Here is a 26,106-nt window from a genome sequence, read left to right on the forward strand (position 1 = left end):
GTCTTCAGTTCGATTGATCAATATGGTCGTTATGCCTGGGGTAAACAGTCCGAAATTGGCCAATGGAATTTAATGAGACTTGCCGATACGTTGCTACCACTGATCGATGATGATCTTGAACGCGCCAAAATAGCGGCAGAGGACGCCATCAAACATTTTAATGAATTGTTTCAAATATCCATCTTTAAGAAATTCAGTCGGAAACTTGGCTTGCTTTCTGACGATGAAAACCAAAATGACCTGATCTCCCTTACCTTTGAAGTCATGACCGAAAATGGGGTGGATTTCACACTCTTTTTTAAACACCTTACAAAAGTATATGATGGCGTTGAAACGAGCCCATTGTGTCGTTTATTTAAAAACCCTGCCGCATGTGATGACTGGCTTAAAAAATGGCGCGAATTTATAACTCTTGATGGTGGCAATGAACAAGATCGCCTCAAGACTATGCAATCCTATAATCCAATACTCATTCCCCGTAATCACCGCATAGCAGAGGCGATTGCTGCCGGTGAGCAAGGGGACTTTAAAGTCTTTAATCGACTGGTCGATGCGTATCGCAATCCATACTCTGAACAACCCGAATATGCCGATCTAGAACAAGCACCCATGGCAACCGAAATAGTAAATGAAACCTTTTGCGGTACTTAAAATTTATTCCATTTGAGCAGAATTATTAATCAACAACCCATTCTTTATACGAATACTTTGAGTGTCTACTTTTGACCCATAGCGGATTTTGAAGAGTTTCCTAAATAAATTCATCATTTTAACTATAATGTATTTTGGGATGCGAAATATATCTAAAACGTAGAGAAATTTAAATGATGTTTGGTGATCCCGACTGGATTCGAACCAGTGGCCTCAAGATTAGGAATCTTGCGCTCTATCCACCTGAGCTACGGGACCACGCGCTAGGACTAGTATCACAGGCGCGTGGTCGTCGCAATAGTTGTTAAAGTTCGTTGTCGTATAGTATACCAACGGTGCCTTCGCGTCTTGGATCTGCGCCGCCTTGCAATGTGCCGTCGTCAAGTTTGAGCACAGCACTTAGTCCAGAGATTTCACCTTCTGATTCAAAGACGTCATAACCAAAATCACGAAGCGCCTGAATAATTTCAGGTTTGGCGCGATTACGTTCAATGCGAACTTGTTCTGTTTTTGCGACCATATTGGGAAGGTCAATGGCTTCTTGTGGGCTAAGGCCCCAGCTCATGATACCGACTACTGTTTTGGCAACATATGAAATGATGTTGCGACCACCCGGTGAGCCAACAGCCATCAGAAAATCATCATTTTCATCAAGGACAATTGTTGGTGACATGGATGAACGTGGGCGTTTTCCGGGTGCAACCGCATTGGCAATTGGGTTGCCGTCCGCGTCTTCATAATCGAATGAGAAATCAGTAAGTTGATTATTTAACACCATACCGCCAGCCATTCTGAGCGATCCGAAATATCCTTCAACGGTTGCTGTCATGGATACGGCATTACCGTCAGCATCCACCACGACAAAATGGGTTGTGCCGTGTGTATCAAGTGTGGCGTCCTTACCGTAATCAAGGCTCGCTTGTTGTTCTTGATAAGCCCATGGATCACCTGACTGAATATTGTTATTGGCGCCTTCACGTGAGATTAGCTTTGCGCGATCTTTGATGTAAGCATCACTCATTAATCCTTTAATTGGAACATCAACAAAAGCATCGTCAGCAATAAATTGATTGTTATCGGCATATGTAATGCGCAGTGCTTCCGCAAGCAGTGTCCAGTTTTGCGGGTCATCCGCACCCGCGTCTGAAAATTGTGGTGCTTCGTTTAAGATGCTCATCACCATTGATACAGATACCCATGATGAAGGTAGTGCAGAACCACAAAGAGTTGTGTTGCGGTACGTGCTACAGTATGCATCACGTTTTACGGCGTTATAATTCGCTATATCTTCAACGGATAATGTACCACCATTTGGCATTTGCTGAGCTGCGGCCGCGATTTTTTCAGCCAGTGGCCCATTATAAAAATCATCAGGATTATTAGCGACGATCTTCAATGTTTCCGCATAATCAGGGTTTTGTAGGATATGACCCGCAGGGAGCGGGCTACCGTCTTCGAGGTGAAGATATTCATAAAGGTCGGTTGGGCCGTCTGCGGCATCTTTATAAAAATTCTTTTCATAAGCTACGATTGAGTTATGCATACGAGGGGATACCGCAAAACCATCTGTGGCATGGCGCAGGGCAGGGTCAAATGCTGCGCTCCATGGTAATTTACCATGATCTTTATGAGCCATATTTAAAACGGCAACCAGACCAGGTGCACCAATAGAAAGTCCGCTGTTTTTTGCTTTAGAAAAGGCAATTTTTTCACCATTTTCATTAAAGAAAAGTTCTTTTGTGGCGCCCATTGGCGCTTTCTCACGACCATTATAATATTCAATGGTTTTTGTATCCGCATCATAGTGAACCATAAAACCACCACCACCAAGGCCAGAGCTTTGCGGCTCAACGAGGGATAAGGTTGACGCAACAGCAATAGCCGCATCCATGGCTGATCCGCCACTACGTAATATTTCAAGTCCTGCATCCGTTGCGAGTGGATTGGCAGTTACAACCATTCCAACCGGTTTTGGTGCTATGTCCTCAGTTACGGTAGTATTGCTGTCCGTCGTGTTTTCTGAACAGCCAACAATGATAAATGTAAAAAGTAAAAAGAGTTTCTTGGTATAATTAATAGTATATTTCATAATATTTTCTCCCTGCGTTTATTTATTAAACAGTGATTTTAAGATTCGGTCAACAATCGTAGCCATAATTATTGCCCCGCTTGTGTAAAAACCGGGACCCCATAAAAGCATACTTGCCAAATGGATGTTCTTTGATCCCGTTAAAAGAAAGTTTTCCATATCAACATCTGCGCCTGGCATTTTGTCACCACTACATGAATAGGATTTCATAAGGCCTTTTTGGACCATGGTTCTAATCAATTGCGGTTGGTGCTCACTTTCGACGTTTCGATCAACGCTTCCTGTTGTGTTAATCAGAACGCTTGCTTTATCTTCTCCATAATCATGGATAATATGGTAACTGTCGTCATTGTGGTTATAAGTGACTTCTTTTACCCCTTTGATCATCCGTAACCGGCCGGCGCGGTGCAAAGCTAGTAATCGTTCAGCTGTTAATATTGGGCATGATGCTTCATAAGTTAATGTTGCCGTTTCATAGCTTTTACGAAATCTTTTTTCTTCTTCTTGGCTCACAAGACGTGCTGCAAAGATATCCCAAATTTCAAGTCCCGCATCACCAAAAACATCAACTAGTATATTTCGTTCGGTTCCGTTAATTGCGGTTTCTAAGTCTTTGGTGAGAAGTTCAAAAGCACGACTGTTAAATTCTTCAATTGTTTCACATCCTTTATAGGGCTCAATGATTTCTGCCCAGGGTGTGTTACCATTATTTAATTCGCAATCTTTTCTGATGGCTTTCGCGATATCCTCTAATGTTAAGTGTCCAGAATGTTCAAGCGAAGATAGATATTCCACAGTGAAATGTTGCCGTGATATATCTTTCGTCTTGCGGCTTTTCATTTTTTTAAGACGGCCACTTCTTGAGCATAATATGATTTCGCGCTTGTTGGGCCCGGCTACAAATTCCAATTCACCATTTTCTTTGCGGATAAACTTGGCGCCCGTACTTTCTGAAAAGAAACGCCCGACAACATCAAAGGCACTCAACGATGCCCCTAATACATAACAACTTGCATCAAGCGGCACTTTATCAAGTGATGTTTCATTAACATGATCTGGGAAATAAAGTGCTTTTGACCCTTCTGGTGGGCTTTCGTACCAATCTTTATTTGGGCAATGTCCGGTGGTCAGGATGACTTTATCTGCTTCTACTTGCCCACTTTTTGATTTGATAATAACTTTACCGTCAGATTCTGAAATGTCAGATACTTCTTCTGAAATCAAATTAACTTTTATGTTCTTTATACTTGCGTTAGTTAAAGTGGTGCGAAACACATCTTCAAGAAAATAGCCGTAAAAGATGCGGGGAATATTACCGCGATCTTCAATCGCGGGCAGCTCGATGCCGTCTGGTAATTTTGGGTTTGTCTTAAGCCAATTGATGAAGGCACGTTTATTATCGGGTGTTAAACAAAGCGTATCATTGGTGTTGTTCAATAAATAATCTTTGCATTCATCGGCCTTGTAAGGAAGTCCAGGCCCAAATACGCCACTAGCTTCATAGATAGTAATTTCTGAAACCGGATAGCGGTCTACTAATTGATAAAATGCACTTGTGCCAGTAAAACCACAGCCGATTAACGCAATATGATTTGGGAGGGTTTCACTATTAGTCATGAAATAAGCACCTCAGTGGTTTCTTTTACTGTTTCAAGAACAATGAAGGATTCTGTTCCTGTCACGCCTTTAAGTGGTTTTACCTTTTCACTTAGAAAATTTTGCAAGGCATCCGTATCTGCCACTCTTATTTTAATTAAATAAGAGTGGGCGCCACTTATATGGTGAATTTCTTGAATTTCTTTGAAAGTGGATAAAGTTTCAGTGGTTTCCTCTTCGCCTTCATAATTAACATCAACCATGATTAATGCGCAAAGTGACGCACCGACATTTTTCGGATTAAGTACGGCACGCCAATCTTTCACAATACCGCTAGACGTTAACCGTCTAACACGTTCGTTGGCCGTTGAAACTGATACACCGACAGCGGCGGCGATTTCTGCACTTGATAAGCGGCCATTTTTTTGAATTAAATTGGAAATTTTCTTGTCAATATCATCCATATCAATAATATATCCTGATAAATATCTAATAATCAGGATATAATATTAATTAAATTTGAAAATTCAAGCATATTTTGAATAAAAACTACCAATCAAAGCTGGGCTTTGTGAAATGATGACATGAATTGGGATTTTTTGATTGAATTCGGACATTGGTCCTTTATCACAAAATCTTTTTATGAATTGTTCTGATCTGATTTGAGAAACAAGCTTCGGCATGATGCCGCCACCGATATAAATTCCGCCTCTTGCGCCTTGCGATACGGCGATATCTCCTGCTGCGCTCGCTAATATTGAGAGTAATAACTCAACACATTTTATCGCTATAGTATCGTTTTGATTAATTGCTTTTCGGGTTATTTCGGCAGGGGTTAAATCATCTTCGTCCAAATTATTTTTGGATAGGAGAAAATTATATATTCTTTTAATTCCATTCCCCGATAGTAATGTTTCGATAGACGTGTGATCTAATGTTTTATTGCAAAACTTTAATAGTTTCATTTGTTCTTCTGTTTTAGGGGCAAATGAAATATGCCCGATTTCTGTTGGGATCACCGATAAACCATTATTGTGTGGTGCCCCTATGGCACCACCTAATCCAGTTCCCAGACCAAATACACTATAAGGTGCATTTTTAAGTCCGTCAGAAAAGGGTGTAATTGTTAAAAGGTCGTCTTTTGATAAGTGTGGAACCGAATAAACCAAGGCTTCATAATCATTAAGAAGCGTTACATTATCAAAGTTAAATTTTGCTTCAAGATCATCTGAATTGATGTCCCAGTTATAATGCCATAAAACACCATGGCGTTTGGTCATTTCACCTGCAATTGCTAAACGAGCCGTTTTAGGTGGCGGTATGTTTAATGAATTGATGAATGTTTCAAGCATATCTGTGAACGTATTATAATCACGACATTGATAAACATTGATATGCGAAAGATGGTCAATGTTTCCTTCACTATCACTATGGGCTACTGCAAAGCGTCCATTGGTTCCGCCTACGTCCGATATGATCATCGTATCTGTCAATTTTCATCCTTCAAAGTTAGTCATCGCCACTATAACCAAAAGGTTTCAATCTTGTCTATTACTGATATATGTGAAATAACAAAATAAAAGGGTGAGGGAAAAAAGGCATGTTGGCCGTATTATCATTTATATTCTTTACAGGATTGGTTGCGATTATTTCTTATATGAAAACGCGAAATGATCAAATGAAGACATCCGATGATTATTTTCTAGGCGGTCGTAGTTTAACGGCTTGGGTGATCGCTGGTTCACTGATACTTACCAATCTTTCTACGGAACATATGATAGGACTTAATGCGGATGCATATGCGCATACAATTGCGGTAATGGCTTGGGAAACGACGGCGGCTCTTGCAATGGTATTGACGGCGCTCTATTTTTTACCGAAATATCTGGCTCGTGGATTAACAACGATACCGGAATTTCTGGCGTTAAGATTTGATCAAAACACAAGAGTAATAGCAACGATTTTATTTCTGTTTTCCTATGTGGTTGCTATTTTGCCAGTTGTCTTGCTTTTTGGTGCCTCTGGGTTGGAAAGTTTGTTCGATGTATCTGGGGCGCTTGGAATAGAAAAACAAACAGCCGTTTGGGTGATGGTATGGGCGATTGGAACATTAGGATCACTTTATGCAATTTTTGGCGGCCTTAAAGCGGTGGCCATATCCGATACCATAAACGGCATCGGGTTTTTAGCAGTTGGATTACTTGTTCCAATTCTTGCTTTACTATATGTGGGGGAAGGGGATCTATTTGGCGGATTGAATAAAGTTTATACCGAAGTTCCGGAAAAATTTGATATCACAGGTGATGAACCGGGATCATTTCTGCCTTTTGGTGTTTTATTTACAGGTATGATCGTCAATCAAATCTTTTTTTGGTGTACCAACCAATCCATCATCCAACGAGCACTTGGCGCAAAAAATCTTGCGGAAGGTCAAAAAGGGGTTCTCATCGCTGCGTGTTTTAAGCTTCTTGGACCGATTGCCATCGTACTTCCGGGTGTAATCGCATTTTATTTATTTAAAGATCAATTGGGCCCTGAAAATGCGATGCTTGCCTATCCAATGCTTGTGAATGAAATTTTGCCTGATCCACTCGTTGGTTTTTTTGCGGCTGTTATGGTTGGTGCGGTACTCAGTACTTTTAATAGCGTTCTAAATAGTTCCGCGACATTATTCAGTCAAGGTATCTATCAGGTGTTTATGAATAAGGATGCGTCAGGCCCAGAGTTAGTTTGGTCTGGGAGATTATGCAGCATTATCCTTGCGATTGTGGCAATGTTAGCGGCCCCATTGATTAATACCGAAGGCAGTCTTTACAATTATTTGCAAAAAATTAATGCTACATTCTTTGGTCCCATGCTCGCGGTCATTTTACTTGGATTTATGACAAAATTTGTGACGGCAAGGTCCGCGAAAATTGCCATGGTTTTGGGTCCGCTCATTTTTTATTTTTTGGTTTTTGCTTTTGGTGCAAATGTTCAAAGTTTTTTCCAAGAATTATTAGGGATTAGTGAAGAAATTCATTTTCTGCATTTCTTAGCGCTGGTGTTTTTAATTACTATTTTCATGATGTTATTAATTAGCAAAATTTGGCCTGAGGATTATTTGAAAAAGACAGTGAAAAAAGCTTCAATAAATCTTGAGCCATGGAAGTATGCAAAATTATCCGGTTTTATCATTAGTTTTCTTGTTATTCTTACATATGTATTGTTAGCAAAATAAAATGAATAAAATCTATCTTTGAAGTAGTAAATGCGTACTTCTAAAGCGTTGTTTTTTTAACTATTTTCAATCCGGTTTCACCTTAAATGCGTAAAGAAACCATAATTAAGTTAAGGTGGGTCCATAATTAAGTTAAGGTGGGTCATGTACAAAGATGAAAGAAAGTTGAACGTAGCCGTTATTGGCGCGGGTATATCCGGATTGGGTGCTGCGTGGTTATTATCAAAAAAGCATAATGTAACTGTTTTTGAAGCGGATAATCATTTTGGTGGCCATGCGAATACGGTGACGGCAATTACACCGGATGGGGACATTCCCGTTGATACAGGTTTCATTGTTTGTAATGATAGAAATTATCCAAATTTCCTGGCTTTGATGAACGAAATTGGCATTGCCCCTTGTCCGACAGAGATGTCGTTTGGTGTTTCAATGGATAGAGGGGGATTTGAATATGCGGGCAGTCCTAAACTCACTAGCTTAGTGGCTCAGCCTCTTAATCTAGTTCGTCCAAGATTTTGGAAAATGGTTCGTTCTATTCTTCGCTTTTATGAAGAAACCAATAAAATTGATCCTAAAAAGGCAGAAGAAATTACATTAAGAGATTTTCTTAATGAGAAAAATTATGACGATGGTTTTATGCGCGATCATATTTTGCCCATGGCCGCAGCCGTTTGGTCAACACCATCTAATAAAGTGGGCGATTTTCCCTTAACAAGTTTTCTTCGGTTTTGCCAAAACCATGGCTTATTGCAGGTTAAAGACCGACCCCAGTGGTTTACTATTCCTGGGGGCAGTAAGAATTACGTTAAAGCATTAATGAATGAAACCAACGCCATTTATTATAATAATGCGCCGATAACTAATATTAAAAGGGTCAATGATGGGGTTTCCGTCAAAGCACACGGCAAAGAAGAGGTTATTTTTGACCGTATTCTAATCGCTACTCATGCGAATACAGCCCTTAAGATGATTAATGATGCCGATCCACTTGAAAAAGCTATTCTTGGTTCTTTTAAGTATGCCAAAAATAGAGCCGTTCTTCATAGTGATAAGCAATTTATGCCAAAAAGAAAGCGTGCGTGGTCAAGCTGGAATTATATGCAAAATGACAGTGATGATGATCGTAAGTTATCTGTTACCTACTGGATGAATATGTTACAGCCACTAGATACTGAAACAAACCTGTTCGTAACCTTAAACCCAGAAGAGGAACCAAGAGCGGACCTTGTTCATTATTCAAAAGATTATGAGCATCCGATATTTGATCTTTCGACTTTGGATGCGCAAAAACGTATGGGTGAACTAATGGGTCATAGAAATATTTGGTATGCTGGAGCCCATTTTGGATATGGCTTTCATGAGGATGGTTTACAAAGTGGATTATATGCAGCAGAGAACCTTGGAAATGTTAAGCGTCCTTGGTCATTACCGGATATGAATAGTCGTGTTTTAACTTTGGAACATGCAAAGAAATTAAAAGATCAAATAGAAGATATCAACCAGTCAAAAGAGGTTGCTTAATGACTGGTGCACGCATTTATAAAGGCCAGGTGTTTCATAAACGCTTTTCACCTAAGGAGCATCAATTAAAGTATAAAGTTTTCACACTTTATGCAGATGTTGATGAATTGGAAGAGTTAGATAAATCGTTAAAATTTTTCTCATTAAATCGTTTTAATTTCATGAGTCTTTATGAAAAAGATTATGGTGACCCAAGACTTAAAGAAAAAAGTTTAAAATCAAAATTGCTCGATTTATTAGATCAAGTTTCAATTGAGCGGGATAAAATTAAATCCATTAAAATGCTGACTTATCCTCGTGTTAATGGATATGTTTTTAATCCCCTCACTGTATTTTATTGTTTTGGTGAAAATGATGAACATCTCGCCATTATTTATGAAGTCAGAAATACGTTCCGCGAACGTCATAACTATATTTATCCGATACCAGAGGGCAAATCTTTTAATGATGTACATCATGTTGATAAATGCTTCCATGTAAGCCCCTTCTTTGATCGTAAGGGGGAATACCGTTTTAAAATAGAAGAACCAGGTAAATCGGCTCGTGTCATTATCGACTATCTTCATAACGGTGAAATGTTGATGACTGCTAACTTTATTGGTGAGGCAATAGAGTTAACGGATAAAGAAGTTTTCTTTTTATGCTTAAGAGCACCCTTTATGACCATGAAGGTGTTTGCTGGGATATTATATGAAGCAATAAAGCTAAAGCTAAAAGGTATTAAAGTTTTCAAACATCCAGAAAAACATACTTATCAATCCACTATTGCTGTTGGAGTAAAAGGGACTTCTGCAAAATATAAGGAAAAACAATGAAAAATATTGATGAAATCGCGGTACAGCCTATTGAAAAATATTCAGATTCAAAAGGTATTTCAAGGAGTAAACCCAAGACAATGTTCGGACGGATTGTATCCTCCCTTATTTCAAATATTGAATATGGTGGAGTAAAAGTAACGTTACCTAGTAGTGAAGTTGTAAGCCATTTTGCTAGTAATAACGGCCCCATCGCAGAAGTTCACTTTAAAAATTGGCAGGGTATCATGAGATACCTTACAGGTGGTGAGCTTGCGTTTGCTGAAAGCTATCTGGCAGGCGATGTTGATATTCCACGCCTTTCATCTTTGTTTAACTGGTTTTTATTAAATGAACATGTGCTTAGAAAACAAAAGAAACGTTATTGGTTTTCTAAGCTTATTAATAAATATACTCATCATGTATTGCGTGATAATAGCAAATCAGGTTCGCAGAAAAATATTTCTTTCCATTATGATCTTGGAAATGATTTTTATGAAATGATGCTTGATCAAAGTATGACTTATTCATCAGCCGATTTTACAGAAACGACTGATTTACGTCAGGGTCAATACAATAAATATCAACGTATTATGGATACTATTGATATTAATGATGGTGAAAAAGTACTTGAAATTGGATGCGGATGGGGCGGCTTTGCGGAACACCTTTTGCAAAATAAAGATGTGGATTACCGCGGTATTACGATTTCAAATGAACAATTAAAATATGCCAAAGATAGGCTTTCAAATATTTCAGCAGAAAAAGACTTCGTTCATTTTCAGGATTATCGCGATCTGAAGGGTAAGTTTGACAAAATTGTATCAATTGAAATGTTTGAAGCCGTTGGCCAAAAACACTGGGTCGCATATTTTGATCAGGTGAAGAAGCTATTAGCAGAAGGCGGGCAGGCTTCAATACAAGTGATTACTATTAATCCAGAACGATTTGAAAAATATAGTAATAATGTAGATTTTATTCAAAAATATACCTTCCCTGGTGGAATGCTGCCCACAGAAGAGCTGTTTATAAAGCACGCCAATGATGCCGGGTTAGATGTCACATCCGTTTTTAAATTCGGTAAAAGTTACGCGGAAACCCTACGGCAATGGCGCGAAAAATTCTTGGAAGCCAAAAATAATTTATCTGATTTTGGTCTAGATGAGCGTTTTTATCGTATGTGGTTATACTACCTTGAATATTGTGAAGTTGGTTTTGAACATGAAACCATTGACGTAGCACAGTTTACTCTCGGTCACAGATAAAGAGATAAAAAATGTTAAAGAAATTTTTAATTCTAATCCTAGCAGGATTTATAACGGGATGCAGTACAATGAATGTAACACAATATAAAGAAAACGAGCCTAAGCTCCTACTTGAAGAATATTTCGTCGGTGAAACGACGGCCTACGGTGTATTTGAGAAAAGATCCGGCGAAGTTGTTAATCAATTTAAAGTTAAAATTACCGGAACATTTGAAGATAATGTTTTAACGTTGATCGAAGATTTCGAATATTTAAATGGTAAAGTCGAGCAGCGTATCTGGAAAATCAATAAATTATCTGATGGTCGATACGAAGGTACCACAAACGGCGTAATCGGTATTGCCAAAGGCCAGGTTTCCGGCAATGCATTTAATTGGCAATATGTATTTGATACGCAGGTTGGCGATACGAGTTATCACTTGAAATTTGATGATTGGATGTTCCTGCAAGAGGATGGTGTGCTTATTAATCGTGCACATGTTTCCAAATGGGGATTTAATGTTGGTAGCGTAACACTATCCTTTTATAAGAATTCATAAGAGTTTTCCTCCCAGAAGCTAATTTCATTAGCTTTCCCAAACTTAAGAGACCCTATGAAAATAGTGTCTCATTTTTTTTGAGTTAAACGAGCAGTAATATTAAAGAATAATTTATATGGAAGTAGACGCAAAAATTTTAGTTTCAGAATAAACGGATTTGGAAAAGAAATATCAAATTTATTGCTCATTAGTCCTTTTATGGCTCTTCTAGCCGCATCATCAGGTTCCATTAGCTGAGGCATTTCGAAATCATTCATTTCCGTTAAGCGTGTTTTAATAAACCCAGGGTTAATAAGTCTCATATCGAAACCACGTTCACGCATCTCAGGTGTCATACCTTCAATCATATTTATTAATGCGGCCTTAGATGGTCCATAACCAATACCACCCGGAAGGCCGCGCCATCCACTTGGCGATGTTACGGTTGCTAATGTTATTGAGTTTGTGGGGTTGTCGCTTTTTATGATTGCATCAATGATATTCGCACTGCCAACATAATTGACATCTATCATATCAGCGATCTTTTGCGGATCAAATGTCTCAACATTCATTGGTGCATAGATAGCGGCATTAATAATGATTAGGTCTGGTAGGGAACCATTCTCTGCTATAACTTTTTTTGTTGCTTGATCACATTGATCGCGATTTGTGATATCGAGCTTAATAGGTGTTGAATTATCAAATTGATTGCTAAGTTCATCAAGAACATTAACTCGTCTCGCAGAGATATATGTTTTACAACCATGGGCCGCTAATTGCCGGCTAATCTCTTCGCCTAGCCCGCTGCTCGCGCCAATAATCCAAGCCGATTTCCATGGAGTGCCCATTATATACCACACACATTACATTCATAAGAAATGATAGAATCGTCCTTACTTTTAAATTGTAATCCAACCCAGCGACCTTTTTCATCATACCATGTTGTGACGTCTTTTAAGTCACCAGAATATTCATGACGTAGAGCGGGGCGCGTTTCATCTTGGATAGATATCTCTTCCCATCCCAATTCTGAAATAGTGACGTTATTCGTTTTTCCAGTGATCGAATTTAAAACCATATCCGCGCTTAACACATTAGGGTTCCAGTGGTTCGTGGAAAAAAGGGGCGTACTTTTATCTTCATAAGTATAATTGACCTCTGAAACTTCACCATTATCATTGGTAAAGGCATTGAGGGTTTTTAATTCATTAGCTTGCCAAATTTCTTCAGCTTTATAGTCAAAGCGATATGCTGTAATGAATAAAAATTTAACACGAATTTTAGTTTCGGCATTAACAATCAACTTGTCATTTTCTTGTTTGAATGTGACAAAATGCTCGCCGATCTTCTTGCCATTTCTTTTAACATCAAATTGCATTTCTTCGCCATAAAGCGGCAATACCCAACTTTCCATATCGGTAGAAATTTCTGGTAATGAAGTATTTGTTACACTCGCTAAGGCGAGGATCATTTTCATCATATTGACACCTTTTAATCTATACTTACTTTTTACGTATTCATTGGTGAAATAGATCTATCTTACTCGTATAGACGTATAAAAACTGTACATTTAAAAGCAGGACAGAGTAATGAAATATATAAATTATGGGCTATTATCATTTCCTGCGGCGATTTCATTACTATTGATGCAGGTTTATATTCCTCCATTTATAGCAGAACAAGGCATTCTATCAATAACGATAATTGGTTTGGTGTTTTTTGCCGCCCGCCTTGTTGATACTGTGTCAGATCCATTAATTGGATATTTATCTGATAAAACACCATTGAAAACCGGCAAGAGACGCATTTGGATATTGGTGAGTGTACCTTTATTTCTAATCGTATTTTACTTGATCATTCTGCTGCCTAAATCAGAATATCATTTATTACTATTAGCGTCCCTTTGGTACATTTTGGGCACAGCAATCATTATTCCCTATTACACATGGGGAAGTGAATTAAGCTCAAACTATAATGATTATACGAAATGGACTTCGGTAAGAGTTGTCTTTGGCCTCGTTGGGTCGATAGCGGCGCTTATTCTTCCTGTGCTCGTTTTGGATAACCCATCGACAGTTGACATTCTTGAATTTACGCTCTGCTTTATCGCGTTTTCTTTCTTGGTAGCTATTTTATTGATTTTAAAAGTGCCCGATAACGCAGTCGTCAAACATGACGGATTTTCAATAATCACAGCGTTTTCCATTTTTAAAAAAGAATCCCTTTTTAACAAGCTAATTTTAAGCCATTTTTTTAATGGAATTGCTAATGCGCTTCCGGCAACTTTGTTTGTATTTTTTGTAACTTATGTTTTAAAGCGTTCTGAACTAGTTGGACCATTATTGGTTTTATACTTTTTATGTGCAGCACTTTCTGCGCCGTTATGGATAAAGTTAAGTCAAAAATGGTCAAAAGAAGCGGCATGGAAATTCGCGATGACGTTGGCGTCAATTGTGTTTCTTGGTGTGTTATTGGTTGATGAAAGCGCATTGGTGCTATTTATTTCAATAACCATATTCACTGGTTTTATGGCAGGTGCAGATTTATGCCTTCCTTCAGCGATGCTTGCTGATTTAATAGATGTTGATGAATATGAAACGGGAAATCGTCGTCCAGGTATTTATTTTGCGATTTGGGGGACAGTATCAAAATTGACTTTGGCTTTTGCAATAGGAATATCATTTTTAATATTGGGGTTACAAATGTTTGAACCTAATGGCCAATCAGAACTGGTTGATGTGACCGTCTTAACGCTTCTTTATGCGCTACTTCCTGCTGCCTTAAAGTTAGTCTCAATAGTAATAATGCGCGGCTACGAATTAAGTAGCGACGCGCATCAAAATATAATTTCTAATCTAGAAAAATAAAAAACTAGAATTACAGCCCTATGAAGGGTTGCAAGATTTTACCAACAATTCCATGAATCTTAATTGGTGCTTCAGTGACAACAAGACAAATACATTCTTCACCTTCATTGATGATTGGTTGATGGTTATGAGTATGCTCATCAGCCACTTCAATCATACCAGGTTTGTATTGCTCTCCATCCGCAGAGTAGCCACCTTGTAATACAAGTGTCATTTCTAAACTACGGTGATCGTGCATTGGAACTTTTGTGCCGCCTTTGGCACGTAATAACCAAAGTCTTTCATCATTTGGTCCTGTCCATAGACGAACTTGCGATAGGCCCGGACCCATTTTTTTCCATTTCAAATCATCTAAATCACCATCTAAATAATCTGATAATGATTTTGGTAAATGATTTTCAGACTTAGACTTCATTTGTGGAAAAGATGCAATCTCTTCATCTAGACGACCAAGAATATCATTAAACATGTCATCTGAAACGGATGATGTTTCCGTATTTTCAAGAAGCAGGCCACCAATGGCTTCTGCATCGGCTAACTTCTCTTGAAGTTCCGGGTGATAATCAATATGTGATGCCACAACAAGTGCATGAGCCTCACTTAGTGAGCCTGCAGCATAGGATACGACCCACTCTTCAGGTATCATTCCATTTTGCATCATTTGTACTCTCCTATTTCGCGGCGTAACGTCTGAAACGCTGTTCTTATACGCGATTTTACTGTCCCAAGCGGAAGTTCTAATCTTTCCGCGATTTCAGAATGGGATAATTCTTCAAAAAATGATAATTTAATAACATCTTGCTGGTCGCTTTTTAATTTCGACATCGCACGTTGTATCAAATTAGCGGTTTGTGCACCTTCTAATGGTTGATCCGTTTTCTCAGGAGCAACCATATCTCCCATATGATCATCCGCATTTACCTCAGGGTATTTTTGCTTGCGGATAAGATCAATATGTCTATTACGAGCTATTCTAAAAATCCAAGTAGACACTTTTGCTTTTTCAGGATTAAATTGACTGGCTTTTTGCCACAAAGTAATCATTACATCCTGCGCAACGTCCTCAGCTTTTTCACCAGTAAGGCCCAAATTAATCAAATAAGATTTTAGTCGAGGGGCGAAGTGATCAAAAAGTGCTTTGAATGCATTTTTATCTTTTCGCTCTGCGATACGGACGACCAGTTCTTCGTGGCTCGCCGTTTCCAGGCTAAACTTCTTTTTCATTACCCCGCCTTTTGAATCTAAATCACAGGCAATATTGACTGCAGCATTAGGTGCTGTCAAGTGATAAGCAGCCTCCATCATTCTGAAAGAAGGATGGGGATTATCAGGACTGTTAATTTCAAAATTTTCTATTCTCATGGATTTTTTACGTTAGTAGTTCCAAAACAGATGTAAAAAAGTGAAAAAAAATTCAACAAAATAAATTTTTACTGAAAGTAAATCTTATGAAAGGATTTTTTGTCATTATGCAGTAATAAATTCTGCTAAAAGGGAAGGTTTTTTCATGATTTATGAGCCAAAAGCACCAACGAAATTAAGTGAGGTCGGTTATGACCTAAATTTGGTTTTGCAATTAATATGTAAGGGAATGTATCTGGAAAATTTAGAAACAGCCATTCAATTTTCTTATGAGATAAAACTTCCAACGAATATCATTGAGCAGGCATTACAAGAACTCGTTAGCAGAAAACAGGTTGAATCTGTTGGAATGATGAACAGTACCACAGGTGGGCTTGGTTCATTAAGGTATACCTTAATGGGGGCAGGGCGGAAATTTGTACAGGACGCAATGAACCAAAATCAATATTTTGGCCCCGCACCTGTGCCCTTGGAGGCCTTTTGTAACCAGGTGCGCGCACAGTCCATTGGCGACGAACGTGTTTCACCAGAAGATATAGAAGCATCGTTTTCAGACATTGTAGTTCCAGATGAATTTACGAGGCAATTGGGGCCAGCAGTGAACTCGGGAATGAGTATTTTGATTTATGGTCCCGCCGGTAATGGAAAGACCACAGTTGCAGAAAAAGTGGCACATATTTTTGATTCCGTTATTTATGTCCCTCATGCCATTGAAGTAAATGGCACAATAATCAAAGTATTTGATGGATCGGTACATGAAAGTGTTGAAGTTGAAAACCTACCAGTGGAGCGCTGAAAATTATTCCGAGAAATGGTGGATAAAAGATTTTTACCTTGTAAACGTCCCGTCATCATCACGGGCGGTGAATTAAATATGGAAATGCTGGATTTAAAATATAACGAAGTCAGCAAATATTATGAAGCCCCCCTACATATTAAAGCATTAAACGGTACATTTATTATTGATGATTTTGGACGACAACAAGTTAGTCCCGAACAACTTTTAAACCGTTGGATTGTTCCCCTACAAAGCCGGATTGATTTTCTGAAACTACATTCAGGAAAATCGTTTGAATTGCCGTTTGATGAATTGGTGATTTTTTCCACGAACCTAGCACCGGATGATTTAATGGATCCCGCATTTTTAAGACGTATACCTTATAAATTGGAAACAAAAGACCCTTCAGTAGAAGCATTTAAGGCTATATACAGTGCCGTAGCCAAAAAAGAAGGTTTAGAGCTTACTGAAGATATTTTTGATTTTACTGTGAAGCAAATTACTGAGGTCTCTGGGAAAAGCTTAGCCGCATATCAACCAAAATTTATTATTGATCAAGTTAAGGCTGCGTGTAAATATCAAGGCGTAGAACTAAATTTCAATAAAGAGTTTGTCGCTGAAGGATTGGATAATCTGTATGTACAAAATAGTTCATTTAAAGGGCAAGTGGGTATGTCGCCTTCAAGTTGAGGTTTAATTTAATTAATAAATTGAAATAAACATTAGGTTCGTTGATAGTAATAATTCATTTTTTTAAAATTTGGGTTTAGTCGATGAGCAATATCACCAGAAGAAATTTCGTCAATGGAACTTTAATGTCTGCTGGAATGGCGACGGGTGCTTCGATGCTCCCTTTAAAAAGCTTTAGCCAAGATATAATGGCTGATATTACACCGTCATATTATCCGCCTGCTGAAAAAGGCCTTCGTGGAAGCCAACCGGGCTCTAATGATGCTGCACATGCCCGTGCATGGGGAGGGCAAACCGATTGGGGGACAAACAAAAATTTAAACGAAGAATATGATCTTATTGTTGTAGGTGGTGGCATCAGCGGTCTCGCGGCCGCTTACTTTTATCAAAAAAAGCATGGACGTGATAAAAAAATACTAATCCTTGATAATCATGATGATTTTGGCGGACATGCGAGACGCAATGAACACATGATTGACGGTGACTTGCGTATTGGTCAAGGCGGATCTGAATCCCTAGAAGGTACGGGATCATATGAGGGTGTCCTTTTAGAAATGCTCAGTGATATTGGTATTGATTTAAACCAGTTTGATGAAAGGTATGATTTTGATTTTTTCAAAAGGCATGGGCTCGGCGCAGCCATGTTTTTTAATGAAAAAGTATTTGGAAAAAATAAAATCGTCAATCACCCGCTTTGTGACTATCCGGGGTTTATAGAAGGATTACTGAGGCCAACCATGTCCGTTGATGATGCTGTCGCGCAGTCCCCACTTAGTGAACGGGGAAAAGAACAGCTTCTTCGTGTTATTAAAGCGGATCAATCGGTTTTAAATATCCCAACGGAAAGCCTTCAAGAATATGCCAAAACGCACTCCTATTTTGATTTTTTGCAAAATACTTTAAATGTTGATGATCCGCATGTACTTCATATCGCGAGACATACTTCCGTAGATTACACAGAAGGTGGAACAGATGCACTAAGTCTTTATGATGTATTGGCAAGTGGCCCACTAGGTGGTGATCCTATGGTGGCATGGAAAGACACGCTCGGGGAAGGGGCGTATCAAAACTATATCAATAAAGATAAGGGTACTTATGGCACGGATGACCCATTTATCCAGCACTTTCCAGATGGAAACGCGACAATAGCAAGGTTGCTGGTTAAGAAGATGATCCCGAATGTCGGGCCTGGTCAAAATGTTGAAGATGTTATTTTATCAAGGTTTGATTATGACCAAGTGGATAAACCAGGCAATGCGACCCGACTATGGTTAAATAGCACTGTGGTGAACGTGAAACACATAGGTAGTACGAATAATGCTCGTGAAGTGACTGTGAATTATATAAAGGATAATCAATCTTATACTGTTAAAGCAAAAGGCGTCGTATTGGCCTGCTATAACATGATCATACCTTATATTGTTCCGAATCTTCCTGAAGATCAGTTTGCTGCCTTAAAAAAGCTTACTAAAGTGCCTCTACAATATTCAACTATTGGACTGCGCCATTGGCGACCCATGAAAGAATTGGGTCTTGGTATGGTGATGAGCCCGGGCAATTTGCACACGGCGGTAAACATGGATTTTCCGGTCAGTGTTGGTGATTATCAATATACAAAATCACCGGATCACCCATGCGTTCTTCATATGCGAAGCGCACCACGCGGCGATACAGTTGGCGCTCCGTTACGTCAACAATTTGCTGAGGCACGATATAATATGCTTGCGATGTCTTTTGAAGATTATGAGCAGGAAATTCGCGAGCATTTAACAGGCATGTTTCCAAGTGAATTATTCGATTTTGACCGTGATGTGGAAAGTATCATCGTTAATCGTTGGGCGCATGGTTATTCGCATGGTGATCCCGGTGATGTTGGCAGGGCTCCATTCGGTCGCATTACTATTGCCAATAGTGATGCAAATGATACATCATTAGCCAATAATGCAATCATGCAGGCATATAGAGCCGTTCAGGAACTTTCATAAAATGAAAACATTTATGAAAGCGTTTCATTACTCTTTTTTATTTATTTTTTCTTTTACTTTTCAGGCATCGAGCCAGCAAGAGTATGAAAATGCGATTGAACTTTTGAAGGCTTTTAAGAGTGAAGTGGCGAATTATAATCAGTCACTTTTTCAATATTCAGAAGACGTTAAAATAATTGATATTGAAATTCATACAGCTGGAAATGAAAGCGCTACAGCTAAGTATACCGATGAAGAAATTCCATGGAAGCAAGTCAATAATATTCTTCGGTTAAAAACGGCAGATGGATATGAAGGAATATCTGGCGTTGACACTTATTTAACAGGTGAGTTTGATCAGAAAACTTTTAAAGAATTAAAAAGTATATCATCGACACTCCTTTCTTTAACGTCGCTTGATCCGGTTGTTGTAGGCAAAAAACTAAGACAAAAATATCCAGAACTTAGTAATGAGACGCTTGCTAATGTTGATATTGCATTATGGGACTTAGCATCGCGAAAGGCCAAAATGCCACTTCATGAGTTATTAGGATCTAATCGTAATTCGATAGAGGGATATGCGAGCCTCCCTTTTTATGAAACATTGCCTGAATATATTAATGCTGTAGAGAAATATTCAAAATTGGGGTTTAAAACGTTTAAATTTCATGTGTGGGGTAACTTTGATCAAGACAAGAAATTAATCCAAAAAATCAATAAAGAATATACAAATACAGATTTTCGCTTCATGATTGATTTCGAATATGCCCATAACTTGCAAGATACGATAAAGCTTGCAGAGAGTGCAGATGAGACACTCTTTATTTTATTTGAAGGGCCAATCGACGATAAACTTCTTGATCAATATGCTGATCTGAATAAAGCAATTCCAATGATGCTGATCCCTGCAGGTTATGATAATTATAGTAAAGAATTCATTCTTGAAGCGATCCGAAAAAAGTCATGGGACGCTGCGCGGTTTGATGTCACTTTGGTTGGTGGTTTGACCGCTGCGATTGAGCGTATGATTATTACGGAAGCGGCTGAAATTCCTGTTGAAGTTCAAAGCTGGGCCCATTCATTAGGGCAAGCAGTGAACCTTCATTTAATGCTGGCTAATGATCGCACATCTTTTTTTGAAGCACCGATGCCAAAGGACGTTTTTGAATTTGCTACTAAAAACGGGAACCTCTTTAAAAATGGAAAAATAGAGGCACCAAAAAAAGTGGGGCTAGGTATAGAAGTTGACTGGGATAAACTTAAAACGGCGGATTATTATTGCTCATTTAAATCACCAGAATAAAAATTTTAAAATGATATTCCAATTTTAATTGGTCTTTAAATCGTTTTTGTTATCTTTTTTAGGCCGGGCGGCGTATCCGGATTAACGCCACGGCTTATGGCAATTTTCTCAACATCTAAATAAAACCTTTGTAAGAATGTTAATGCGGCAATGCGGGGGTGAATTTTTTCATTAATTTGCTGCATGCTTATTAGCTCAGCTCCTCTTGCTGCAATATTATCAATTAATTCCTTATGTGATGAATATGATTCATCTTTGATCGGAATATTGATGATCGATAGTTTTTGTTCTGCCAGTGTAACGGGACCATGTAAAAATTCAGCACTGCTAAATGCTTCTGCATGAATGCCGCAAACTTCTTTTAATTTGAGCGCGATTTCTAAGGCGATAGCATAACCGAACCCTCGCCCGAGTACGACGCAATGTTTCATTGATAAAAAATCTTTTTCTTTTAATTGCTGCGGTGAATTTACCACCATATTCATCAAAGAGGGTAGGGTATTTAAGGCACTTTCAAGTTTAATATTTCCTCCCCAATATGAGACGAGCTGTAATAATGCGCTTAATGTGAGCAAATAACTTTTTGTGGCGGCAACGGCTTTTTCTTCGCCTGCCTTTAACGGAATGAAGGTATCAACCAAATCAACAATTGGTGACGTTTCATCATTGATAAGTGCTATGCAATAAGCACCTGATGATTTGGCCATTTTTACTTGATCTAAAATATCAGGACTTCTTCCTGATTGTGATATGAAGATCACTACGGCATTCTCAAGGTTAATTTTTTTATGATAAATACTTGAAACGGAAGGTGCCGATGAAGAAACTTGTATCCCAAGTTCAATTTCAATTAAATATTTGGCAAATACACCTGCGTGATCAGATGTACCCCTTCCGACTGTAACAATAAATGACGGGTTTAAGCTTCTTAATGTCTTTGCAAGAGTTTGGCATAAGGCTTTATTTTCATTTAGTTGTCTAGAGATAAGATCTGGAACTTCTAAAGCTTCTTGCCTCATTATCGTTGATGTCATAATCACTAAATTTCCATTTAAATATTCATGAAAATAACATAGCAAAACAAATATATTTCACAACCTATCAATATGATTTTAGACATTATTTTGGGTGCTCAACAATTAATTCCGGATGTTCTTTTAATAATGTGTAGTAATCTGCCTGACGGTTTGTGTTGCCCTGCCATTTCTCACCTGATCAAGCATTTTTCCATCATTCTCAATCGCAAAACTGGCGACGGTCGCGAATAATTCTACGGCCGCACTATAAGCCAATGAGGCTAGTGCTAATCGATCGGTATTTTTGGGCACACTGAAACTGTTTGTGGCGACAATTTCGCCTTCATCGATTTTTTCTGTTATGGCGTGTGCCGTTGCACCAAATTTCTTTGCGCCTTTAGCCACTGCAAAAGCTTCCGGACAAATGCCGGGATAATTTGGCGAGCCAGGATGGATATTATATGGCTCAAGATTAAGCCGATTTAGTACTGCTTTAGGCACCAACACACCGCTGCAAAAACACAGCAATCTTGTATCATTTAAATCATTTAATATGATGCTTTGAAATTCATTCCTATTGGTTGCAGAAATAACCTCAATAGCGGGTTGGCGTGCCAAAATGAATTGCTCTAAAAATGGAACTTCGCGCTTACCGGTAAGTAAAAATATTTTTCGAGGCATAAAATCTATGACTTTCTAACAATTTAAATCATAGTAAAGCGTATTTTTTTTCTAATCAATAGTTCCTTGGCTTTAATAAATCTATTGTTATTTAGTTGATTGATTAACCAAGCCTAGTATTATGGATTTGGGTTGGTATGTTTATACTCGTATTATTGGTGCATCCAATTGCCCGAAAATTTGCGGCCTATAAGCACCGCGAGAAGCATAATAAAAAATGGCTAAGCTATTTTTAATTATCTATCAGTCTTTTGAATGGCTTTCTAGGATTGTTAGTTTTTTAAGCGAAATCGCTTGAAAATTTCACCATCAATTTTGACGTTATTCTCTTCAATAAAACCTAATCGGGTTATGGCTTTTGCGTTCTTTCGGCTTGGGGGGAATAAGATGGTGATCGATTTTAATTTCATTCGATTAAAGGCAATATCTTTGGTTTTATTATAAATCCTTTTTCCCATCCCCAAAAATCAGGATGAAGCACAAGCGCGAAATCAGCTTCGCCTTGTTCAGGTTGAAGTCCGCCCCAACCGGCGAATTCACCATTTATGATAAAAGCCCACGGCCCATACCCATGCTCATCCCACATTTTCTTTTTTGCGGTTAAAAATTCAAGGCATTGATCCATAGAAAAACCATCCACCAGTAATGGCAATTGCTTTCCTACAATTTCATTATTCATTAATTTAATTATGTCTTTTTCATTTATTTCAGAAAGATGTACAAATTCAATTTTAGCCATAAAATTAAGCCTTTTGTTTAAATTATGCTTCTAACAAATTTCAAAATTTTTAGCTATATTAATTAATGCTTAGGAGCTGGTGAGTATATGCCCTTTTGTTTGATAATTGATTATGTAGCATGATAAAGATTTAGTAAAATTGATTTAGTTTTGAGGCAATTCTAAAGCTTTACGTAATCGTTATATCATCTAATTTTTAAGTGAAATTAGATTGTCAGCCTTGTTTTGAACTATAAGCAATTCAGGTGCAGGTAATGGTATCAAACCCTTTTCAGCAAGATATCCAAAATCACCCATTGCTTTTTCACTTAGAAATTCGTTCAAAAACTCTTCTATGCCAGGAACGGAATCTATATGGGCTTTTTTGACATATACGAACAGTGAGCGCGATATTTGATATATTTTATCTGAAATATTATCAAATGAAGGTTCATGTCCTTCGACGAAGCTTCCTTGAATAACATCACTATTTTCTTCTAAAAAACTATATCCAAAAACACCTATTGCACCTGGGTTCGCGAGTAATTTACCAACGATCAAATTATCATTTTCACCCGCTTCAATATAAGCACCATCTTCGCGAATTGTATGACAGAGAGCTTTAAATCGATTGTTATCTTTTGCTCTTAAGGCTTCGACTTCTGGATATGCAGTACATCCTCCTTCTAAGGCAATTTCTGCGAATGCGTCGCGTGTACCTGAAGTGGGTGGTGGACCTAATACTTCAATTTTTGAATTTGGTAATGACGGGTTAACTTCGTTCCAATATTGGTAGGGGTTTGGAATTATTTCACCATTTACAACAACGTCTTTTGCAAGGCCTAGCCAAATATCTTGCAGACTAAAACTTAATTGTGATGCTTCTTTTGAATTTGCAAGCACAATTCCATCATAACCTACCTTAACCTCAATAACGTTTTTAACGCCATTAGATGCACAAAGTTCTATTTCAGAGCTTTTTATGGCGCGGGAAGAATTTGTAATATCAGGATAATTGTCACCAACACCAGCACAAAAAAGCTTGAGTCCGCCACCAGACCCTGTGCTTTCCACAACGGGCGTTTTAAATCCAGTTGATCTACCAAACTCTTCTGCAACAGCCGTTGAAAAAGGAAATACAGTTGATGAGCCAACGATACGAATTTGATCACGAGCCTCGGCTATAGTAATCATAGAAAGACCTACAAGACCGATGCCGATCTTTTTAAGTGTAGGTTTCTTGAACATCTTATTTCTCCATGAAATAATTTTAGTATTTTAAAAAATAGTAGCCTGTTATCATCTATTAATAATAAACTTACGTTACATATTTGTGACGTTTCTATTACCAATGAGTTTGGAAACGAACACCATAAGTATTAATTCTTTGCCCATCATTTAGACCACCATCAATGTCAGATATTGAATAATTGGCTTGTATACGCACAAAGTTATTTAAGTGCCAATTCACGCCTGACTGGTAAGTGGTTTGTTTACCGCCATTAATACCTGCTTCAAGATCATTTAGGTCAGTGACGTCATAACGTGCAGCAATTTGCCACGCTCCAGATCCGCCAGCAAATACAGGGTTTTTAACTTGTGCTTGGTCAATCATTCCTTTTTTATAACCACGTGTCTCACCTGCTAGAAAATAGGAAACACTGGCATATCCGCCGTTAAAGGTTGCGTCTTGACCACCACCATCGGGCGCATTTGTAGTCATCCAACCCCATTCAGCTTGTGCATTAAACGGTCCTAAAATACCAACGAGCTCTAACCCCATAAAAGTATCAGATTCCGCATTAATTATTCCAGTATCAATATAACGGTTCGGTGACAAATGAAGGGGAGGGCGTTGACGATAACGTTTCTCAAGATCACCTTCATCATTTTCACGTTTGAATGCGGAACCACCCACATGGATTAAACCACCATCAAATCTCTTGGCATAAGTACCGCGTGCTGCGTATACACGACCTTGGTTCGCGTTACCATTATCAAAATCACCTTGGAAAACACCGCCTATAAACGTAATATCATTCTTATCCACGTTTGCTGTTAATCCTATTTGACGACCAAATTCAAAAGCATCCGTAAAAGTTGAACGTTCAATGAAAAGTGTGTGTCTTGTTGAATTCATTTCTTCGAATGAGACGGGAACTTTAAACTGTCCTGCCATTACAGAGACGGGATCTAAAGCCCATTCTATGAAAGCGTCTTTGGTTTCAACGCCGCCTAAAGCAAAATCAACTTCAAATTTATAATTGATGTCTTTGGCCATCACACCTTCGACACCGATACGCGCTTGACGCAATTCAGTACGATCCGCAAATTTTCCATTATTATCTGAAAGTGTTCCCCAGTCTGTAAATATACGACCCCGAATTTTCATTTTAAAGTTACCGTCTGCGCTCGAAATTTCAGGCGCACCTTTCCAATTTATATTGAAATCTTGTGCATTGGTTGAGGTGTTAATTGAAAAGAAAGAAGTCGTTAATGCTGCTGAAGCTAAAACGAAAGATTTGATCTTAGGTTGATGCATAAATCTATCCTAAATAAATATTAATGTTGAATATAAAAAAATTAAATTTTAAATAAGTTTACTGTTACAATTTGGGGGTATTTTTATTTAAGTTATGTTTCAAAGTTATTTCATTAATGTTACTTTTTTATGACATTATAATATTTCGGTAATTATAATATTTCGGTAATTTATTTTTTTTAATAAATTTCAACTTTTAAAAATTTATCTTAAAAGAAAAACATTTATCTATTTGATTAGAATGTAATATTTGTATTTCACATAAATAATCGAGTAAAATCATGAGCACTACACGGATTGTCATAAAAGTTTAATACTTCTTCTGTAACAAAAATGTTTCACATTTGTTACACAGACTCAAATTTGCTATAAAACATAATCAAATCTTGGACTAAAAAATGATAGATGTATCACAAAACGTGTCGGATTCTAATAATACTTTCAAAACGGTTATTCAATGGCTAACTATTGCCGTTTTGGTTTATTTATTAATCAGTTCTGTTGGCATGATTGGGGCCGGTTTTAAAGGGG

General features: G+C 38.1%; 24 protein-coding genes and 1 tRNA gene. 11 read left to right on the top strand and 14 right to left on the bottom strand.

Features of this window, described 5'->3' with window-relative positions:
* Nucleotides 1-651 (top strand): protein adenylyltransferase SelO family protein (locus ACTF6W_RS10595; protein WP_438994515.1); only part of this gene is annotated, 651 nt, incomplete at its 5' end.
* A 181-nt stretch (nt 652-832) separates the two neighbouring features.
* Here the strand turns inward: ACTF6W_RS10595 and ACTF6W_RS10600 are convergent.
* The 5 genes from ACTF6W_RS10600 to ACTF6W_RS10620 form a co-directional block, all read right to left on the bottom strand.
* Nucleotides 833-909, bottom strand: a tRNA-Arg gene (locus ACTF6W_RS10600).
* A 46-nt stretch (nt 910-955) separates the two neighbouring features.
* Nucleotides 956-2,740, bottom strand: a complete 1,785-nt coding sequence (ggt, locus tag ACTF6W_RS10605; protein ID WP_438994516.1) for a gamma-glutamyltransferase — start codon at nt 2,738-2,740, stop codon at nt 956-958.
* Nucleotides 2,741-2,758: 18 nt separating this feature from the next.
* The gene (locus tag ACTF6W_RS10610) at nt 2,759-4,357 is read right to left on the bottom strand and encodes an FAD/NAD(P)-binding protein (RefSeq protein ID WP_438994517.1); all 1,599 of its coding nucleotides are present in this window, start codon (nt 4,355-4,357) and stop codon (nt 2,759-2,761) included.
* The gene (locus ACTF6W_RS10615; RefSeq protein ID WP_438994518.1) at nt 4,354-4,800 is read right to left on the bottom strand and encodes an Lrp/AsnC family transcriptional regulator; all 447 of its coding nucleotides are present in this window, start codon (nt 4,798-4,800) and stop codon (nt 4,354-4,356) included. The genes ACTF6W_RS10610 and ACTF6W_RS10615 overlap by 4 nt, the downstream gene beginning before the upstream one ends.
* 63 nt (nt 4,801-4,863) lie before the next feature.
* A complete protein-coding gene (locus tag ACTF6W_RS10620) occupies nt 4,864-5,829 on the bottom strand; it encodes an ROK family protein (RefSeq protein ID WP_438994519.1) in 966 nt (321 codons plus the stop codon).
* A 107-nt stretch (nt 5,830-5,936) separates the two neighbouring features.
* On the opposite strand from ACTF6W_RS10620, the gene ACTF6W_RS10625 reads away from it, so the two are divergent.
* The 5 genes from ACTF6W_RS10625 (at nt 5,937) to ACTF6W_RS10645 (ending at nt 11,675) form a co-directional block, all read left to right on the top strand.
* Nucleotides 5,937-7,556 carry a solute:sodium symporter family transporter gene (locus tag ACTF6W_RS10625; protein WP_438994520.1) on the top strand — a complete coding sequence of 540 codons (1,620 nt, stop codon included), beginning with the start codon at nt 5,937-5,939 and terminating at the stop codon, nt 7,554-7,556.
* 144 nt (nt 7,557-7,700) lie between these two features.
* Nucleotides 7,701-9,077 carry an NAD(P)/FAD-dependent oxidoreductase gene (locus ACTF6W_RS10630; RefSeq protein ID WP_438994521.1) on the top strand — a complete coding sequence of 459 codons (1,377 nt, stop codon included), beginning with the start codon at nt 7,701-7,703 and terminating at the stop codon, nt 9,075-9,077.
* The gene (locus ACTF6W_RS10635; protein ID WP_438994522.1) at nt 9,077-9,892 is read left to right on the top strand and encodes a DUF1365 domain-containing protein; all 816 of its coding nucleotides are present in this window, start codon (nt 9,077-9,079) and stop codon (nt 9,890-9,892) included. Before ACTF6W_RS10630 ends, ACTF6W_RS10635 begins: the two co-directional genes overlap by 1 nt.
* A complete protein-coding gene (locus ACTF6W_RS10640; protein WP_438994523.1) occupies nt 9,889-11,136 on the top strand; it encodes a class I SAM-dependent methyltransferase in 1,248 nt (415 codons plus the stop codon). Before ACTF6W_RS10635 ends, ACTF6W_RS10640 begins: the two co-directional genes overlap by 4 nt.
* A gap of 11 nt (nt 11,137-11,147) precedes the next feature.
* Entirely contained in the window at nt 11,148-11,675 is a 528-nt protein-coding gene (locus ACTF6W_RS10645; RefSeq protein ID WP_438994524.1) for a DUF3833 domain-containing protein, read from the top strand.
* Nucleotides 11,676-11,743: 68 nt separating this feature from the next.
* On the opposite strand, the gene ACTF6W_RS10650 is transcribed toward ACTF6W_RS10645, so the two are convergent.
* Complete coding sequence (locus tag ACTF6W_RS10650) at nt 11,744-12,502, bottom strand: SDR family NAD(P)-dependent oxidoreductase (RefSeq protein ID WP_438994525.1); 759 nt, start codon at nt 12,500-12,502, stop codon at nt 11,744-11,746.
* Nucleotides 12,502-13,134, bottom strand: coding sequence for a DUF6134 family protein (locus ACTF6W_RS10655; protein WP_438994526.1), 633 nt, complete (start codon nt 13,132-13,134; stop codon nt 12,502-12,504). Before ACTF6W_RS10655 ends, ACTF6W_RS10650 begins: the two co-directional genes overlap by 1 nt.
* Nucleotides 13,135-13,243: 109 nt before the next feature.
* Between ACTF6W_RS10655 and ACTF6W_RS10660 the strand changes: the two genes are divergently transcribed.
* Nucleotides 13,244-14,521 (top strand): MFS transporter, encoded by a 1,278-nt coding sequence (locus ACTF6W_RS10660; protein ID WP_438994527.1) that lies wholly within the window; start codon nt 13,244-13,246, stop codon nt 14,519-14,521.
* 10 nt (nt 14,522-14,531) lie between these two features.
* Here the strand turns inward: ACTF6W_RS10660 and ACTF6W_RS10665 are convergent, their stop codons facing one another.
* Nucleotides 14,532-15,182: a ChrR family anti-sigma-E factor gene (locus tag ACTF6W_RS10665; RefSeq protein WP_438994528.1), complete on the bottom strand. Its 651-nt coding sequence runs from the start codon at nt 15,180-15,182 to the stop codon at nt 14,532-14,534.
* Entirely contained in the window at nt 15,179-15,883 is a 705-nt protein-coding gene (locus ACTF6W_RS10670; RefSeq protein WP_438994529.1) for a sigma-70 family RNA polymerase sigma factor, read from the bottom strand. Before ACTF6W_RS10670 ends, ACTF6W_RS10665 begins: the two co-directional genes overlap by 4 nt.
* Nucleotides 15,884-16,028: 145 nt before the next feature.
* Here ACTF6W_RS10670 and ACTF6W_RS10675 point away from each other — a divergent pair, with 145 nt between their 5' ends.
* The 4 genes from ACTF6W_RS10675 to ACTF6W_RS10690 all read left to right on the top strand — a co-directional run bounded on the left by ACTF6W_RS10675 (nt 16,029) and on the right by ACTF6W_RS10690 (nt 20,618).
* On the top strand, nt 16,029-16,679 hold the full coding sequence (locus tag ACTF6W_RS10675; RefSeq protein WP_438994530.1) for a hypothetical protein: 651 nt from the start codon (nt 16,029-16,031) through the stop codon (nt 16,677-16,679).
* A gap of 15 nt (nt 16,680-16,694) precedes the next feature.
* Nucleotides 16,695-17,351 carry a hypothetical protein gene (locus ACTF6W_RS10680; protein ID WP_438994531.1) on the top strand — a complete coding sequence of 219 codons (657 nt, stop codon included), beginning with the start codon at nt 16,695-16,697 and terminating at the stop codon, nt 17,349-17,351.
* An 83-nt stretch (nt 17,352-17,434) separates the two neighbouring features.
* A complete protein-coding gene (locus ACTF6W_RS10685; protein ID WP_438994532.1) occupies nt 17,435-19,336 on the top strand; it encodes an FAD-dependent oxidoreductase in 1,902 nt (633 codons plus the stop codon).
* A 1-nt stretch (nt 19,337) separates the two neighbouring features.
* A complete protein-coding gene (locus tag ACTF6W_RS10690) occupies nt 19,338-20,618 on the top strand; it encodes an enolase C-terminal domain-like protein (RefSeq protein ID WP_438994533.1) in 1,281 nt (426 codons plus the stop codon).
* Between the two features lie 35 nt (nt 20,619-20,653).
* Here ACTF6W_RS10690 and nagB-II read toward each other — a convergent pair whose 3' ends face one another.
* The 5 genes from nagB-II to ACTF6W_RS10715 all read right to left on the bottom strand — a co-directional run bounded on the left by nagB-II (nt 20,654) and on the right by ACTF6W_RS10715 (nt 25,575).
* The gene (gene nagB-II, locus ACTF6W_RS10695; protein ID WP_438994534.1) at nt 20,654-21,652 is read right to left on the bottom strand and encodes a glucosamine-6-phosphate deaminase NagB-II; all 999 of its coding nucleotides are present in this window, start codon (nt 21,650-21,652) and stop codon (nt 20,654-20,656) included.
* Nucleotides 21,653-21,775: 123 nt separating this feature from the next.
* Nucleotides 21,776-22,315: a formyltransferase family protein gene (locus ACTF6W_RS10700; RefSeq protein WP_438994535.1), complete on the bottom strand. Its 540-nt coding sequence runs from the start codon at nt 22,313-22,315 to the stop codon at nt 21,776-21,778.
* Nucleotides 22,316-22,721: 406 nt separating this feature from the next.
* Complete coding sequence (locus tag ACTF6W_RS10705; RefSeq protein WP_438994536.1) at nt 22,722-23,054, bottom strand: GNAT family N-acetyltransferase; 333 nt, start codon at nt 23,052-23,054, stop codon at nt 22,722-22,724.
* A 189-nt stretch (nt 23,055-23,243) separates the two neighbouring features.
* Nucleotides 23,244-24,281, bottom strand: a complete 1,038-nt coding sequence (locus tag ACTF6W_RS10710; protein ID WP_438994537.1) for a substrate-binding domain-containing protein — start codon at nt 24,279-24,281, stop codon at nt 23,244-23,246.
* 97 nt (nt 24,282-24,378) lie between these two features.
* Complete coding sequence (locus ACTF6W_RS10715; RefSeq protein WP_438994538.1) at nt 24,379-25,575, bottom strand: OprO/OprP family phosphate-selective porin; 1,197 nt, start codon at nt 25,573-25,575, stop codon at nt 24,379-24,381.
* Nucleotides 25,576-26,106: the final 531 nt, after the last annotated feature.

This window comes from Pseudemcibacter sp. (genome assembly GCF_965661635.1).
Classification (GTDB): domain Bacteria; phylum Pseudomonadota; class Alphaproteobacteria; order Sphingomonadales; family Emcibacteraceae; genus Pseudemcibacter.

Excerpts from the sequence above, each read along its gene's own strand:
- ggt (WP_438994516.1), bottom strand. The coding sequence starts at position 2,740 with ATGAAATATACTATTAATTATACCAAGAAACTCTTTTTACTTTTTACA.
- ACTF6W_RS10610 (WP_438994517.1), bottom strand. The coding sequence starts at position 4,357 with ATGACTAATAGTGAAACCCTCCCAAATCATATTGCGTTAATCGGCTGT.
- ACTF6W_RS10615 (WP_438994518.1), bottom strand. The coding sequence starts at position 4,800 with ATGGATGATATTGACAAGAAAATTTCCAATTTAATTCAAAAAAATGGC.
- ACTF6W_RS10625 (WP_438994520.1), top strand. The coding sequence starts at position 5,937 with ATGTTGGCCGTATTATCATTTATATTCTTTACAGGATTGGTTGCGATT.
- ACTF6W_RS10630 (WP_438994521.1), top strand. The coding sequence starts at position 7,701 with ATGTACAAAGATGAAAGAAAGTTGAACGTAGCCGTTATTGGCGCGGGT.
- ACTF6W_RS10635 (WP_438994522.1), top strand. The coding sequence starts at position 9,077 with ATGACTGGTGCACGCATTTATAAAGGCCAGGTGTTTCATAAACGCTTT.
- ACTF6W_RS10640 (WP_438994523.1), top strand. The coding sequence starts at position 9,889 with ATGAAAAATATTGATGAAATCGCGGTACAGCCTATTGAAAAATATTCA.
- ACTF6W_RS10645 (WP_438994524.1), top strand. The coding sequence starts at position 11,148 with ATGTTAAAGAAATTTTTAATTCTAATCCTAGCAGGATTTATAACGGGA.
- ACTF6W_RS10650 (WP_438994525.1), bottom strand. The coding sequence starts at position 12,502 with ATGGGCACTCCATGGAAATCGGCTTGGATTATTGGCGCGAGCAGCGGG.
- ACTF6W_RS10655 (WP_438994526.1), bottom strand. The coding sequence starts at position 13,134 with ATGATGAAAATGATCCTCGCCTTAGCGAGTGTAACAAATACTTCATTA.
- ACTF6W_RS10660 (WP_438994527.1), top strand. The coding sequence starts at position 13,244 with ATGAAATATATAAATTATGGGCTATTATCATTTCCTGCGGCGATTTCA.
- ACTF6W_RS10665 (WP_438994528.1), bottom strand. The coding sequence starts at position 15,182 with ATGATGCAAAATGGAATGATACCTGAAGAGTGGGTCGTATCCTATGCT.
- ACTF6W_RS10670 (WP_438994529.1), bottom strand. The coding sequence starts at position 15,883 with ATGAGAATAGAAAATTTTGAAATTAACAGTCCTGATAATCCCCATCCT.
- ACTF6W_RS10675 (WP_438994530.1), top strand. The coding sequence starts at position 16,029 with ATGATTTATGAGCCAAAAGCACCAACGAAATTAAGTGAGGTCGGTTAT.
- ACTF6W_RS10680 (WP_438994531.1), top strand. The coding sequence starts at position 16,695 with ATGGTGGATAAAAGATTTTTACCTTGTAAACGTCCCGTCATCATCACG.
- ACTF6W_RS10685 (WP_438994532.1), top strand. The coding sequence starts at position 17,435 with ATGAGCAATATCACCAGAAGAAATTTCGTCAATGGAACTTTAATGTCT.
- ACTF6W_RS10690 (WP_438994533.1), top strand. The coding sequence starts at position 19,338 with ATGAAAACATTTATGAAAGCGTTTCATTACTCTTTTTTATTTATTTTT.
- nagB-II (WP_438994534.1), bottom strand. The coding sequence starts at position 21,652 with ATGACATCAACGATAATGAGGCAAGAAGCTTTAGAAGTTCCAGATCTT.
- ACTF6W_RS10700 (WP_438994535.1), bottom strand. The coding sequence starts at position 22,315 with ATGCCTCGAAAAATATTTTTACTTACCGGTAAGCGCGAAGTTCCATTT.
- ACTF6W_RS10705 (WP_438994536.1), bottom strand. The coding sequence starts at position 23,054 with ATGGCTAAAATTGAATTTGTACATCTTTCTGAAATAAATGAAAAAGAC.
- ACTF6W_RS10710 (WP_438994537.1), bottom strand. The coding sequence starts at position 24,281 with ATGTTCAAGAAACCTACACTTAAAAAGATCGGCATCGGTCTTGTAGGT.
- ACTF6W_RS10715 (WP_438994538.1), bottom strand. The coding sequence starts at position 25,575 with ATGCATCAACCTAAGATCAAATCTTTCGTTTTAGCTTCAGCAGCATTA.